This window comes from Sporosarcina sp. BI001-red, assembly GCF_003384035.1.
GTDB lineage: Bacteria > Bacillota > Bacilli > Bacillales_A > Planococcaceae > Sporosarcina.
In genome coordinates this window covers 119,657-134,945 of record NZ_QQAK01000011.1, presented here as the reverse complement: position 1 = coordinate 134,945, position 15,289 = coordinate 119,657, and the positions used below count along the sequence as shown (strand labels likewise).

General features: G+C 44.7%; 12 protein-coding genes. 10 read left to right on the top strand and 2 right to left on the bottom strand.

The window, feature by feature from the left end:
• The first annotated feature begins 42 nt into the window (after positions 1-42).
• From DVB69_RS07705 to DVB69_RS07695, 3 genes are all read left to right on the top strand, one after another.
• Complete coding sequence (locus DVB69_RS07705) at positions 43-1,617, top strand: amidohydrolase (protein WP_116018260.1); 1,575 nt, start codon at positions 43-45, stop codon at positions 1,615-1,617.
• Positions 1,618-2,081: 464 nt separating this feature from the next.
• Positions 2,082-4,064: a PAS domain-containing sensor histidine kinase gene (locus DVB69_RS07700; RefSeq protein WP_116018258.1), complete on the top strand. Its 1,983-nt coding sequence runs from the start codon at positions 2,082-2,084 to the stop codon at positions 4,062-4,064.
• 280 nt (positions 4,065-4,344) lie between these two features.
• Entirely contained in the window at positions 4,345-5,160 is an 816-nt protein-coding gene (locus tag DVB69_RS07695; RefSeq protein ID WP_116018256.1) for an undecaprenyl-diphosphate phosphatase, read from the top strand.
• An 846-nt stretch (positions 5,161-6,006) separates the two neighbouring features.
• On the opposite strand, the gene DVB69_RS07685 is transcribed toward DVB69_RS07695, so the two are convergent.
• Positions 6,007-6,570, bottom strand: a complete 564-nt coding sequence (locus DVB69_RS07685; RefSeq protein WP_116018252.1) for a hypothetical protein — start codon at positions 6,568-6,570, stop codon at positions 6,007-6,009.
• Positions 6,571-6,734: 164 nt separating this feature from the next.
• Here DVB69_RS07685 and DVB69_RS07680 point away from each other — a divergent pair, with 164 nt between their 5' ends.
• On the top strand, positions 6,735-7,058 hold the full coding sequence (locus tag DVB69_RS07680; RefSeq protein ID WP_116018250.1) for a hypothetical protein: 324 nt from the start codon (positions 6,735-6,737) through the stop codon (positions 7,056-7,058).
• Positions 7,059-7,122: 64 nt separating this feature from the next.
• On the opposite strand, the gene DVB69_RS07675 is transcribed toward DVB69_RS07680, so the two are convergent.
• Complete coding sequence (locus tag DVB69_RS07675; protein ID WP_116018248.1) at positions 7,123-7,695, bottom strand: hypothetical protein; 573 nt, start codon at positions 7,693-7,695, stop codon at positions 7,123-7,125.
• Positions 7,696-7,963: 268 nt separating this feature from the next.
• Here DVB69_RS07675 and DVB69_RS07670 point away from each other — a divergent pair, with 268 nt between their 5' ends.
• The 6 genes from DVB69_RS07670 (at position 7,964) to DVB69_RS07640 (ending at position 15,262) form a co-directional block, all read left to right on the top strand.
• Positions 7,964-9,211, top strand: a complete 1,248-nt coding sequence (locus DVB69_RS07670) for an ABC transporter permease (RefSeq protein WP_116018246.1) — start codon at positions 7,964-7,966, stop codon at positions 9,209-9,211.
• A gap of 28 nt (positions 9,212-9,239) precedes the next feature.
• On the top strand, positions 9,240-10,124 hold the full coding sequence (locus tag DVB69_RS07665) for an ABC transporter ATP-binding protein (protein WP_116018244.1): 885 nt from the start codon (positions 9,240-9,242) through the stop codon (positions 10,122-10,124).
• Entirely contained in the window at positions 10,121-11,245 is a 1,125-nt protein-coding gene (locus DVB69_RS07660) for an ABC transporter permease (RefSeq protein WP_116018242.1), read from the top strand. Before DVB69_RS07665 ends, DVB69_RS07660 begins: the two co-directional genes overlap by 4 nt.
• Entirely contained in the window at positions 11,149-11,364 is a 216-nt protein-coding gene (locus DVB69_RS17935) for a helix-turn-helix domain-containing protein (RefSeq protein WP_116018240.1), read from the top strand. The genes DVB69_RS07660 and DVB69_RS17935 overlap by 97 nt, the downstream gene beginning before the upstream one ends.
• Before the next feature lie 515 nt (positions 11,365-11,879).
• Entirely contained in the window at positions 11,880-14,369 is a 2,490-nt protein-coding gene (locus tag DVB69_RS07645) for a hypothetical protein (RefSeq protein WP_116018236.1), read from the top strand.
• Positions 14,369-15,262, top strand: a complete 894-nt coding sequence (locus DVB69_RS07640; protein WP_158541063.1) for an ABC transporter ATP-binding protein — start codon at positions 14,369-14,371, stop codon at positions 15,260-15,262. Before DVB69_RS07645 ends, DVB69_RS07640 begins: the two co-directional genes overlap by 1 nt.
• Positions 15,263-15,289: the final 27 nt, after the last annotated feature.

The window sequence follows — 15,289 nt, the reverse complement described above, 5'->3', positions numbered from 1 at the left end:
TGTCGAGGCGAGTACACTAAGGGAAAAGGAGTGCATGGGGATATGAAGACGATTTGGTATAACGGCATGATTTACACGATGGAAAAAGAAGGCGAGACGGTAGAAGCGGTGTTAACGGAAGACGGGACGGTTCGGGAAGTAGGAGTGTTAGATACTTTACGTGCACAAGCAGATCACGAAGTAGACTTGCAAGGAGCAGTCATGTATCCGGGATTCATAGATAGCCATATGCATATGATCGGACACGGCAGTCGATTGTTGCAATTGGACCTGTCGTACGTAACGTCTGCAGAACAAATGCTCAGACGTTTGGAGGAAGCAGCTGTGAGTCATCCTGAAGGCGAATGGTTCACAGCGGACGGCTGGAATGAAAACAACTTCGCGGACCATCGCGTTGTGACCAGCTCTGAGCTGGACGCCATCAGCACGTCTCCCATGTTTTTGAAGCGCACATGTCGTCACGCAGCCCTTGCCAATTCCAAGGCTTTGGAACTGGCAGGTATCACGAAAGACACACCTGATCCAGGCAACGGAACAATTGTGAGGGATGAGTTAGGGGAAGCGACTGGTTTACTCCTTGAAGGTGCAGCGGATCTGGTGGAGGCCGTCATTCCAGTACCCGATGAAGCAGCACTCACGCGTTCGCTACAAGCTTCCGTTGAAGACTTGCTTGCACGCGGGATCACAGGAGCTGTGACGGATGATCTTGGCTATTATGCAGACTATCGCAATCCGCTTCAAGCATTTCGGAACGTTATTGGGGAGGACAAGCTGAAATTCCGTGCGCATTTGTTACGTCGTTCTACTGTCTTTCAATTACTGATGGAAGATGAAGCAACGTATGACGAACCGTGGATTCATGGGGGAGAGATGAAGTTCTTCATCGATGGGGCATTAGGCGGAAGAACTGCACTACTTAGTAAACCGTATTCCGATGACCCAGGGAATTCAGGGATGGCCGTTCTGACGGATGAAGAGATTCGTGAAAATGTTGCAATTGCACGTAAATATGGGGAAGCCGTGGCGGTGCATACGATTGGGGATAAAGCATTGGAGAAATTACTTGATGTAATTGAAGCGAACCCGCCTGCAGCAGGAAAACGGGACCGCATTATTCACGTCAACGTGCTGAGTGCGGAACTGGTCGATCGTATGGAGAAATTGCAGGTTATCCTCGACATCCAACCCGTGTTTGTATCATCTGACTTTCCATGGGCCAAAGACCGCCTCGGAGAAGATCGTATGGACTGGGCGTACGCGTGGAAAAAGCTGATCGACCGTGGCTTCATTTGCGGGGGCGGTTCGGACGCACCGGTCGAAGAAGTAGATCCATTGCAAGGAATTTATGCGGCTGCTTATCGTCGTAAGCAGGGAGAAACGCACAAAGGTTATCTACCGGAAGAGAAGCTGAGCCGTTATGAATCTGTTGCCCTCTTTACTTCAGGCAGTGCAGCGACTATGGACAAAGTGGACAGTCGCGGTAAAATTGTAAAAGGTTTTGACGCGGACTTCACGATTTTGGATCGGGATTTGCTAACGGTGGACAGCGAGGACATGCTGAATGCTAAAACGGTCATGACTGTTGTGGCGGGAGAAATTATGTATAAAGGGAAATAGAATGTATACGTTATAGTTGAACAGAACTTCTAATCCTACATTTATATAATGGGATTAGAAGTTTTCCTTTAGCAATATGGTATTGAAAAGGAATTCGATAATTCACATATAAGTGTTATGCTTGTTCGGACAGATTATAATACTTAGCAAACAACCACTATTAGTTTATAGCAAACCATCAGTAAGGCCATAATTAGTGAGGTAGTAATAGAGGTTTTAAGAAATGGACTCCTTGCTTTGAAATAATCTTAATGAAAACCAATAAGGGATTGTCCTTTTAGACAATAGTTTTGGAAGTATGCCAAGTCGGTTTCAGCCATGTGATTAAACCAGTTGTACCATCATTTTGACGTATCTCTGCCGTGGTTTTTGATACGCCCTTTACATGAAAGATGAATAATTAACAGGTTCTACTTCTACTACTTGTCTACGAAAATAAAAATAAAACATGCAGGTGATACACAATGGCAAAAGGCTTACAGAGATTAGCTGAAAATCCACTTCTTTATACTAAAGATAATATGATATATAGGGTGAGCGAAAGTTTCTTACACTTAACTGGCTATGAAGAGTGTGATTTGATTGGGAAATCTCTTCTAGAATTAGACAGATTATTAAAATCCGAACATCAAATATCGTTCCAGGATCTGAAAGGTATATACTATCCCTATATTTTTAATAGCGATAACGAGCCATTAGAAGTAAAAGTTAGCTTTGATATCTTAGATAAAGAAGACCATAAAGTGTATTACTTTGAAGAACAGAAGAATCTAGCGCTACAATTCTTGTTGAAAAATTTTGGCGGCAGTAAAACGAATAAAAATGGAACTACAGCAGTATTTAGCTATCCAAATTGTATTTTACTTAGCCATGATCAAAACTACATCACAACGTTGTGCTTGATGGACATTGCTTCTGACAATCCGCTAGGCAAATATCCTTCATTCTCAAACAGTATTTTAGATGTACTTAAACAAGGGACATCCTTTCATGAATTCGAGGTAGAATCACGTGGTTCTGACGGAGCAGCTACGTATTGGGATATAAATGTAAAAATGATTTGGGGAGATGGGACAACGCAGTATGTAGTAATTTCTTTTTATGACGTTACGGAGAAGACACGAGAAAGAAAACTTCTTATGAAGAAGAGAAGTGAAATGGAATTCATAGTAGACAGTATGTCAGATGTCGTAAAAAGTCTAGATAAGGACGGAGAGTATACATATAAAAATATAGAACCAGGTTATAAAAATGAAGAATATACAGCGTTGCAAGAAAGTGTAGAAGAGATTTCTATGTACTATGCATCATTTTCTCACAAAGACTATAAAATAAATTATCTCAATCAGTTTGCGTTTCAAGCCTTTAAAGAAGAATGGCCAGAGATAAAAATAGAATCGGATATAATTGGGAAAGACTTTTTTAATTACTATAGAACCGAAGATGTTGAGGAATTGATTCAAGATATTAATAAATCGATTGAAACTCAAACCTCATATTTGCATAAACTTGAGTTTACTAAAGATGGGAAGACATATCATACGAAAACAATTTTTCAGCCTATTATCAATCAAAATAATGAGGTAGAAAAGATAATTGCTTTAGGAATAGATATATCTGATGAAGAACTTGCTAACAAAGCGATGGCAAAACTTCTTAAAGCTCAAGAAGAACTATTTATCAACACCTCTCATGAACTGAAGACCCCATTAACTGTAATATTCAGTGGCGCTCAATTATTGAATTTGTACTTGGAACATGATTCTTTAGAAGACTATAGAGAAGATATACTAAATGTAAATAGAATGACAATAAGGAATTGTTACAGGCTGACCAGGCTCATAAATAATATATTGGACATTTCTAAAATAGAAACGGGACTGTATGAATTAAACTTATCTAATTACAATATTGTGGGGATTGTAGACGATATTGTGGAATCAGTTTCAGAATACACGAAGTCGAAAGGGATCAAAATTGTATTTGACCCGGATTTGGAAGAACTGATGATGGCGGTCGATGTTTCTAAATTTGATAGAATTTTACTTAACCTAATTTCGAATGCAATTAAATTCTCTATTGCGGGTGAAGCCATATTAATCAGGCTAGTGGAAAAAGACAAGCATACTGTAAGTATCTCTGTAACAGATGAAGGCATAGGAATAGACCCAAAGAATGTAGATGTGATCTTTGAGAAATTTACGCAATTGAATAGGAGTTTAAATCGCATAGCGGAAGGTACTGGATTGGGATTATCCATAGCTAAATCTTTGGCTGAGCTACATGGAGGCAGTATCAGTGTAAAGAGTACTTTAAATGAAGGGAGTACATTTACAATAGAACTTCCTACTAAAAGAATTGATAGCAGTGATAATAATCAAATCTATACTAACAACATGGATAGAGTTGAGTTGATAAAATATGAGTTTTCGGATATCTACTTATAAGGGTAAAAGACCCTTTTATCAAAAACCTAATCGTAATAAATTAATTTAAATCATACCTGTGTATGAAACTTAGTGGGGAATTGAGATGCGATTTCTACACCAAATGCTTTTGAAGGATATTTTTTCCTGGAGAGTATTTCAATTAATGGAAAGTATGTTAAGATTGACGGAATAGTTAAATGGCCGTTTCGGTATAGATGCTTAATAAGTCACTATGCACCAAACGGGATAGATTGTTTTAAGGAAATAAACAACTTCAATTTTGATAGAGAGAGGTGAAATGGGAGTTTTGGATAGTTTATTAATAATAAAAATGATTATTATTGGGTTAGTTCAAGGCTTTACAGAACCAATTCCTGTGTCATCTAGTGGGCACGTAATGATTGCAAGTGAAATCTTGGGGTTGGGTGAACAAGGATTTACTTTTGCTATATTAACAAATACAGCGTCACTATTTGCGATACTTTATATTTATAGAAAAGATATCGTAAGGCTTGCATTAAATTCCATTCTTTATTTGAAAACGAAAAATGTTCGTTATAAGAGTGACTTTCGTTTTGTTTTCTTTATCGTGATTGGTACTATTCCAGCAGGTGTTCTTGGGATATTATTAAGTAATTATATAGCAGAAAGTGTTAGTATGACAACGATTGCGGTGATGCTTTTCGTGACAGGGATTGCCTTGTGGTTAATTCGTAATCTGAAAGGTAATAAAGGCGAGGGTGATATTACTATTAAGGATGCTTTCATAGTGGGATTAGGGCAAGCTGTTGCATTAACACCAGGGATTAGTCGTTCTGGAGCAACGATTATTTCAGCAGTTGCTGTTGGAATGAAACAAGATACAGCACTTCGATTTTCATTTATGTTGTATATTCCCGTAAGCCTCGGAGGAGTCATACTAGGTTTTTCTGACTTTTTAAATGAACCGAATAAAGCAGACTTAGCAATTCCTTATTTAGCTGCATTTATCGCAACACTTATAATGACCTATTTTGCGATGAAGTGGTTTATGGGAATTATGAAAAACGGGAAACTGGTTTATTTTACATACTACTGTTTCATCGTAGGTATATTACTTCTAATTTTCTTTTAACGGATATTAATTATTGAACTATCGAGTACCATTGTGGCACAACTAGATTGGGAAATTGGATGTAGACAACAGTTTCATAGATAGTACTGAAAAACCGTTCCGGTAGAATATCATCCGGAACGGTTTTTGGTTTGTAATTTCAGCACTTCTCTAATGGTGTAGCAGAAGAAATTCAAGGTGATTAATGAACCCAAATGATAAAACACTAATTTCTAAGTCATTGAACCGAAAAGGCAATGCATAGTTCGCCTGACCCTTCACTTCCAAATCCCAGGTCACGGTCGCAAGGTAGAAATACAGCCCGGGTTCCTCCGGCATATTAAAGCTATCACCGACATTTTCATAATGCGTTTCACTGCCTTTGAAGAATTGGGTGATATCGACCTGGGTGCCCTGCCAAGAATCGAGACCGTTTTAGAAAGCCATGTCCAGGAAGGGTTGATGGCGACAGAAAAAGAGAGTTGACCGCCTGGTTTTACCTTTCCGGTTATGGAATCTGCCATCATATCTTGGGGATCATCCGGTTCTACCGAACAGCTTTCACCATTTTCACTCCAGCAATATTGCCCCAAAATGACAGACGTAGCATTCTCCGCTTTGTTACCACCATTAGCGAAGAACTCTGCTGGTCTTCCTAACTCTCTTTTCTCTTCAAAATTTTTTTCGCTTTCATCTTTGGATGGCTGCACCGGAGGCAACTCGGTTCGTGGTTGCGGACTGCAGGCATGTAAAAAGAATAAGGTGATCAGTATAAAAGCTACTACTGATTGGTTTGTCTATCACTACCTTTCCTCTCCCCTCACAAACGAGATATCATTTCATATGCTCTATGTTTCTCGTGTTTTCCTAGTTGTCCGGGGATACTGAAAACGCGAAGGCATAATTCGCCTGGCCTTTCATTTCCTTCTCCCAAGTTACAGTCGCCAGATAGAAATACAAACCAGGCTCTTCCGGTGCTGTCAAACTAAGCCCTACATCTTCATAGCGAGTTTCAACTCCTTTAAAGATTTGCGTGACATCAATCCGGGCATCCAGCAAGGAGTCTACGTTGTTGTCTGAAAGGTAAGTCCACGCCGGATTAATCCCCATAGAGAATTGGATCAGGCCGCCAGGTTTTATTCGGCCGGAAGTCATACCTGACAGCAACTCACGTGGGTCCTCGGGTTCCACCGAACAGCTGTCTCCGTTCTCCCCCCAACACCAATTACTTAAAACTTGGGCCGCCGCATTATCAGTGGTCCATACACCCAAATCAGCTGGTCTTCTCATCTCCTCTTTCTCTTCAGGGTGTTCTGTCAGTTGCTGTTCGCTCACCTGAACTGGAGGAGCATCAGTTCGCGGCTGGGGACTGCAGGCATGTAAAAAGAGTACGGAGATTAGTAAAAAGACGGTTGTTAATGACTTACGCATGACTTTCTTTCCTCCCTTCAACAAGATCTGAGCTTACTATAACATGTAGAAGATAATGAATTATAATTATTTGGGATAATAGGAGGGTATTTCAATTACTTGTAGAATATACCACTAACCAGTGATATTCCAATTCGCTGGCTAATAAGAATGGAGGATGAATCATGAAGAAAAAAATTGTAAGTACGGTTGCAGCAGCCGGTCTAGCATTGACACTGTCGTTTGGTTTGCCAAGCCAGTCGTTTGCAGAATTGAGCCCTGCGGAACCAGTGATTGTCGCAGCGGCTAGTAAAGTGGTGAGCATACAAAAAAATTATAGGACAGGGGACAACATAAAGTCGTACTTAGTGTATAACACAGGGGGTTGGAGTGGCACCCTGTATCCTGTCTCCAAGCAGGCCGTCGATGGTGGATATCTCGTCATCTATTCGGGAACTGTTACCTGTTCCGGGAATTGTGCGGTTCCGCAAACTGTCTCACCGAAATGACTGAGATGATCGAGCACCTGATCTGGAAGTTCCTGATCCGGTGCTCGTTTTTTACCATGAAGGCCTAGTAGTCCGGTGATACCGAAAACGCAAAGGCATAGTTCGCCTGGCCCTTCACTTCCAGATCCCATGTCACGGTCGCCAGATAGAAATAAAATCCGGGTTCCATTGGTGCATCCAGGTGGTCTCCGACGTTTTCATAACTTGTTTCAATTCCATCAGAAATTTGAATGACGTCAATTCGGGTACCTTGTATGGTATTCAGGTCATTTTCAGAGAGCCATGTCCATGTGGGATTGATGGCCATGGAAAACTGGATTCGTTCTCCAGGTCTCGTTTTGCCATACCGTTCTTCAAACATTAACTCTCTTGGATCGTCCGACTCTGCCGTGCAGGAAGTTCCATTCTCACTCCAGCAATAGTCCCCCAGAATTACGTCCGAGTCACCTTCCACTTCATTACCTGACCACGCGTAAAATTCCCCGGGTCTCCCTAATTCCTTTTTTTCTGGAGGGCTGCTTATCGGTTGCTCTGCCGCTTCCTGAACCGGCTTCACATCGGTACGCGGCTGTGGGCTGCAGGCGCTGAGTATCAGCAGTGCCATTAGTAGAATGAAGCGGATTGTCCTGTTCGCCATGCTAGTCTTCCTCCTTGTTTAACAAGCTGATGCGGTCTATTGCACCCATTGTACAGGAGATTGTTTGTAAAATATACAAATTATTGTTTATTTTCAATTTATAATAGAGTACTATGGAAGCAAGTGCTGCTGGGTCCTGCAAGGCATAGCAAAAGCGGTCCTTGCATAGGCTGTACGATTACCTTACGAAAGCGTATTGATCTGTCATACATATGTTGGAACGTGAAAGCAGTCGGGACATGCCGGCTGTTCAAAAGGGGGCTGTGCCGTGAGATTGCTGCAATTCGAATGGAAGAAGTTATGGACGTCCGGTCTATTCAAGATCCTCCTCGTCGTCTTCTTCCTCAGTATCGCCTGTTACTTTGTATACGCTTACATGAACACCGTCCGAGTGTCCGATGTGGCACTCGAACTCCGAGATCAAATCCGGCAGCACGAACTGCAGATGGAGGAGCAGCCAGATGAAGAGGACGGAGAGTCTACGGAAGCGGCGCAGTTCTGGAAGGAGTACAACGAGAAACTGGAGGCCCAGCTGCAAGCCTATGAAACGGGTGACTGGAATACGGTTCTCCAGATGGAGATCGATAAGATACAGCCCGATCTCGACACCCTCATCGTCAGCCGGCAGTATTACACATCATCCTTCCCGACTCTGTTCACAACAGAGACGCGGCGGGCACTATTCCAGTATATGCAGGAACACGGCGTGACCCCGACTCTGCCCGTCGATATCTACGCTTGGCGCACGCTCTACGATCTCAATTTTCCGATCGATGGATCGAACGACGACGAATTCCTGAAAGACTTTGTGACGGAGCACAGCACGCTGAATTCGTCGGCCGGCATCTACTTCCTGAAGCAGGTGACGGACCTGCTGTTCGGTCTCAGCGGGCTGCTGTTCTTCCTGCTGCTGTTCAGTGATATCGTGACGAAGGAAGGGATCGGCGTGAACGGGCCAATCCATCTGTTGGAGACACAGCCGATCCGGCGGCCGCTCATTTTGCTGGCGAAATTCGTGACAGTGCTTCTTACGAGTGCAGCGGTTCTGGTGGGCGCCGCCCTGTTCTCACTCGGTCTCGGTACCGGCTTCGACAAGCTGGGGGACTGGGACTACCCGGTTCTCGTATATGGGGAAAACTATGCGTATGAATTCATGCCGATCGGTCTGTATCTCGCGAAAACAGCGGTCCTGTTCTTCTTCGGCCTGCTGTTTGCGGCAGCCCTGTTGTTCTTCTTCTCGTATGTCACGAAGCGGGCCATCGCGGCTCTCGTCCTGACAGCCGCCGTTATCCTGCTCGGCATCCAGCTCAGCAACCAGGTGGCGGGACTCGCGTTCGCCCCATATGTGCCGTTCGCCTACTTGGCATCTCCGTATATTGTCACGATGCAGACAGCGGCGATCTGGCAGGATTTCCGGTTCACATTCCCGCTCGGCCTGCTGGTGCTCGGCGGTGCATCCGCCGTCCTGCTCGCCGCGGCCTATCTAGTGTCCGGTCTGCAGCGGAAACGGGCATGAAAACCCTGGTCAAAAAGGAGGAAACCCGATGATCATCCAAGTCGAAAATCTTCATAAACACTATAAAAAACAGCACGTCCTGCGTGGAATCAATATGACGGTCAGCGAGCCGCAGATTATAGCCCTAGTCGGACCGAACGGCTCAGGGAAGACAACGCTCCTGAACTGCATGACGAACCTGCTGCCGTTCCAGGAAGGGAAGATTGAGCTGCTTGGAAAGAAGAACACCGATATCTCCGTGTTCAAAGACGTCTCCTACTTGCAGGACAACCGGATCCTGTACGGGGACCTGACAGGGTACGATCATCTGAAGTTCGTGTGCAGCATCCAGCAGCTGCCAGCCACAAGGATCCGCCAAGTGACCGACCGTGTCGGCATGACAGCGTATGTGAAGAAACGGGTGCGCAATTATTCGCTCGGCATGAAGCAGCATCTGCTGCTCGCGATGGCTATCTTGAATGAGCCGAAACTACTGCTACTGGACGAACCGCTCAACGGTCTGGATCCTTCCAGTGCGATCACGATGCGCAATATTCTGCTGGAACTGCACGGAGAAGGGACGACGATCTTCATTTCTTCCCACAACCTGGATGAAATTGATCGGTTGACAGACACGATCTACTTCATGAAAGACGGGGAACTGCTGAAGGAATCCTTACAGGACTTCTCAAGGAGCGAGTATACGATTACTGTCGACGCACCGGATCAGGCGGCAGCCGTCCTTACGCAGACAAGTCTGCCGTATACAGCAAACGAAGACGGGCAAATCGAGTTCTTGGAAACGGAGGCACCGCTGCAAGATCTACTCGATCAGCTGAAGGCGGCCGGGCTGACCATCTTGCGCATCGATAACCGGAAAATCGGGGCGGAACGACGCTATCAGGAGTTGTTTGCAAAGGAGAATGTACGATGAAGTTATTCCGGTTCGAGCTGAAGAAATTGCTGTTCAGCAAGAAGACGCTTGCCGTCCTCGCTGTGCTCGCAGCGTTCGTCATTCTCCTGTTTGTCCGCAACTTGACGTTCCAAACGCAGGTCGAAAAAGCGGAACGCCAGGCGATCGATGCCCAGGTCCGGACGAGTCAGGCGAACGGCCGCGCCCATATCCTGCTGTTGGAAAAAGATCCTGACGATGAAAAGCAGAAAGAACTGCAAATCGTCAACCTGGAAATCCGGGATCCGCTGTATGATCTCGCGGCGAATTTCTCCCATGAGGACTGGAAGCACAATCTCGAAGTCCAGAACGGTATTTTGGAAACGACGCTGACCTACAAAGAACTCGGTGGTGAAAGCCCGCTTTCCGTCAAGGAGATCGAACGCACAATAGCGCAGAACAACGAATTCCTGAAACGCGGAATCCGGCCGGAACACAGCGCCTACAGCATCGCGCTGCCGAATTTCCTGCAGCAGATCGTATCGCTCTGGATGTATGGCGGCGGACTGCTTCTCGTGTTACTGCTCGCCGGGGACATCCTCGCGTCCGAGTATGAAAGCCAGTCCGTCAACCTGCTGTTCACGCAGCCGATCCGCAAAGCACAGTGGCTGCTCAGCAAACTGGGTGCAGCTTGCATCGCGTATGTCCTGGCGCTATTCGCCGCACTGATCACTGCTGCAGCGGTGAGTTCCTTGTTCGGGGACAAAGGGTCGTTTCGCTATCCGGTCCTTATCGAAAAGGACGGCTCCCCGGCCTTTAGCAATCTTGGAGTCCAGCTGATTGAAGGAATCATCATCACCTCGGTTCTAGCACTTCTCGTCATCTCGCTGATCCTGCTGTACAGCCTGTATGCGAAGAAGACGCTGCCCGTGCTGGCCGCTGTTCTCGGAACACTCGGTGCAGGCTACGGCATCACGAAATTGTTCGGTACCTCTATCCCCAGCTGGCTGAACCCGTTCCTGAATCTGTTCTCGAGCGATCTCCTCCATCTGCAAAATGGTCGGACATGGTACGAAGCGCTGCCGATTACACTGGTTGCAGCCATTGTGATAGTTATTGCCGCTGTCCGGGAAGTGAGAAAGAGCTATTTACGAGGAGGATAGAGACGAAGCCAGGAACACAAATCAAAAAAGAAAGACTGCGACAAGGCGTGAAACTGGAAGTACTTGCAAAGGGGATCTGTTCCCCCTCATACGTTAGTCGTATTGAAAACGGAAAATGAAAACCAAATGAGGAGATTCTATCGCTGCTGTCAAATCGATTGGATTTTTCTTTGACAGTAGATTGTGGTCATACTCTTCCTGATATTAATGAGCTGGAAGCTCGGTGTTTTCAAATAATCCACTTACGAGACAATGGAAAAGCAGTTAAGATGACAGCAGAGATCGAGTCAATCTTTGTAATCAAGCAGTTAGCTTATACAACAAAAATAAGCGTTTGGGTTACAGAAGTAAGAAACGGTAAAACATACTCAGGATATTTATACAACAGAGGAACTACGGATAATAACAGAACTTCTACTTTTTCTGGTTACCTAAAAACAGGCCCCTACGCACCGACTAGCCAAAATCTTGAAAAGTGACGTGAAGAAAGTCGTGGAATATGGAAAGTATAGGAGTTAATAGGATTCCAATTAAATTGACTGCTCAGTTATAAACTGACGCAGTCAATTTTATACGCAAGAGGAACTACTTGCCATAAAGGAATGCTAAGTTGTTATGACGAGGAGGAGGTATTGTGAGAGCTGTTGTCAATTACGTAAGTAAAGGTGTCTTTAAAAGTAAATATATTTTGTTGTTCTTAATCGCTATTATTCTTATTTCTTCTGCTTTACTACTAACCAATCTCCGTTACTCTGGAAACACGTTCACTGAACTGCAAGAGATAAATGATAACCGTAAAGAATCTCTCGACTTTCTTATTAGTAAAACATTAAATAAGAAAAATCATATCGGACTTCCTGACGAGCAGCAGCAGGCACTGGATAGCTTGCTAGCCCAAGAGGATTTGATAAATGAAATCGATCAAGACTTACATGACGGTAATCTGACGATTGCGGCTGATCTAATTGGATACATAGATGAATACGAGAATTATACAAAGCTTCATTTCGTAAACTTCGAAAATGAAAGCTTGTTGAAAATCGAAAAAGACAAAGCACAGATGTTGGTCATGCATAATTTACCCTACACCGAACAACAAAACCCTGTTTACTCCGTACTTTTCACAAAGCAGCTGCTACAGTTATTCTTAAATCCTATTACAGCGATGCTATTTCTTCTTTTCTTCACCTATAAACATATTTCGGATGAACAAAATCGGACATTTGACTTTTTCAGGGTGAACTCTGTTTCAAATCGAGCTATCTATTTTGGTTATTTGATCTCTTTTCTCCTGTTCATGGCAAGTTATATTGTAATCGTCAGTATACTTTCTGTGCTACCGCCTCTATTAACCGGTAACCTTGACACTATCCACTATCCAACCGAAGTAATTGTTGGGGCGGAAACAAAGATGGTGCCCGTATGGAAATGGCTTCTCTTCATCCCAATTGGCTGGGGAGTTTTTGTCTCATTGCTGCTGACTGTAGCAGTATGTCTATGCAAACAGCGTATTTCTTTAGGCTTGCTTTTGACGTCAATTGCACTGCCGGTGTTGATTACCTATATCATTTCCGCACAAGCAGGATTTCATATGGCAAACCCCATACATTTAGTGCTGTCCTATGAAGCACCATTATTAACTGGCTATCAGTTCGTTCCCTATTTGGCAGGTATGCTGGGACTGCTCCTTGTTGTGCTGTGTGTTTCCTATCCACTGTTGCGAACGAAGAGACCAATACTGAAGATACGGATAACAACCGGTAATCGAAAGCAATATCAGCCGAAGATGAAATGGAAGATGCTTCAATTCGAAAAGTTGAAGAAGAGGCGGAGCGGTCAATTTTTATTTTTAGTTTTTCTTCTTTTTGGTGTATTTGTCGGAACGGTCATTATGGTGAACCAACAAAATGAAAAACTTCCGGAAAAAGCGCTGCGTGCCATTACTGATTTGCAAAGTTTCTATATCGATCGGCAAGTGGATTTTAAGCTGTTAGCGGAGGAATTCGAACAGAACCGGCAATCTGAACAATCAGATGTCTCGACCGAGGAGGAAACAGCAGCAAATCCTTACACGGAAATAGTTGAGGAAATGATGAAAAAAGCATCTATCCTGGAAAACTTGAAGAAACAGGCGAATTCTCCGCAATTTGTGGAGGCATATAGAAAAACAATGAAATCAATAGATGATTATCAATCATACAAAGAGCTGGAACAGACGCTTTGGAGCGTAACTGTCATGGCCACGGAAGAACAGCAGGTACTTTTGGAAAAAAAGGGGTTATCCCCTTGGCCAATCGGTGATGTATGGGTGTCGAACTTAGATGATCCGAAGACAGCGGCGCTTGATAGCCAACATTACAAAACATTAGTGGAGAAACAGGAGGGAAACACGAAATACGGAAACAGCGCTTTGTTTACCAGCTACCGTTTCTTCACGTGGAATGTGCCGTGGCTTGTGCTCGGCGTATTTGTCCTCTTTCTTTGGACTAGTATGGCAGAGGAGAAAAAGCCGGTTCCGTCCGTCCAGTTCCTATCGACCCAGCCACTCCGTCTCCGGTCGGTCTATATCAGTAAAACGATCTATAACCTGGCAATGGCTTATGTGCTGTTGTTTGTGGCAGGCGTGCTGGTCTTCCTGTTCAATTCACTGCTTGGCGGAATCGGGGATGCCCAGTATCCGATTGTGACGTACGCCACGGCGGCTGCCGCTGAGAGTTCAAAGGAGACCCTGTTCTACTCCCCGGTGGACCTGACGTACTTTTCGTTTGATGGTTTGGGAAGTCTTCTTGTGAAATGTCTCGTTCTCGTGCTGGCGCAGCTCTTTTTTCTGAACGGCCTGTTCGGATTGCTCGGCAGGTGGATGAACCATCCATATGCTGCCATCCTGACGACATTGTTCCTCACTATCGCAGGAGTTGTAGCGGCGAGCCAGTTCCCGGCCCACGACCTGATGGTGTTCAATCCGTTTTTGTATTTTGATACGTGGAATATCGCAGACGGCTGGAAATCGGTGGAGGCAAACTCTGCCAGCGTGAATGTCCTGACTGGGTGTCTGGTCCTCGTCATCGGCGGGTTTGCATTATTCCTTTTAGGCCTACTATCCCCTGGAAAGAAGGTGTCATGATGTCTGTTTTGACGGTTCATCAGCTAACGAAAAAATATGGGAAACGCTCCGTATTAAAAGAGATATCTTTTACGATGGAGAAAGGAGACGTCATCGGGCTAGTTGGCCCAAACGGAGCTGGGAAATCGACGCTGATGCGCTCTATTCTGTCACTCGAGAGGGTGGAGCAGGGCTCGGTGACAGTCGAAGGGGTTTCCAATCAAAACCCTGAGTTTTTCCAATACGTATCCTTCTTACCAAGCGATAACTATTTATATCAGCAGCTGACCGGGTATGATCATCTGGCGTTCGTTGCCAGCATCTATAAGCTCGAACGCCAAATAATCGACAGTGTAGTTGACAGCATCGGCGTCCGAAGCTATGTGGACCAGCCGGTTAAGTCATACTCCTACGGAATGCGACAGCATTTACTGATTGCCTTGAGCATTCTGACCAATCCGCGTGTCATTCTGATGGATGAACCATTCAACGGGCTCGATCCTACGAGCGTGATAGAATTGAAGCAATTGATCCGCTCGCTACGTGACCGGGGAATTAGTATCCTAGTTTCTACTCATAACTTGGACATACTGGAGGATCTGACGAAAACTATTTGGTTCCTTAAAGACGGAGAACTTGTGAAGACCAGTATGGAGCACTCTGAGGAGACGCCGTTCTATATTGAGTTTTCCATGCCGGACGGCCGCTCAGCCGCTCAACTGTTGGCGAACAGTAACAGTCCGCTGCCGTTCCGCGAAGCTGAGGACGGATTGGTCACAGATCCGGCATACCCATTAGAAGCCTATTTAGGAAAGTTATTAGAAAGCGGAGCGAAAGTGCTGGGAGTCCGTCGGAGCAATGGCAATCTCGAACAGCTGTATAAAGAATTCTATGAAATCGATTCGACCGTCTGAACGATGCCTGAGTACAAAAAAACGCCC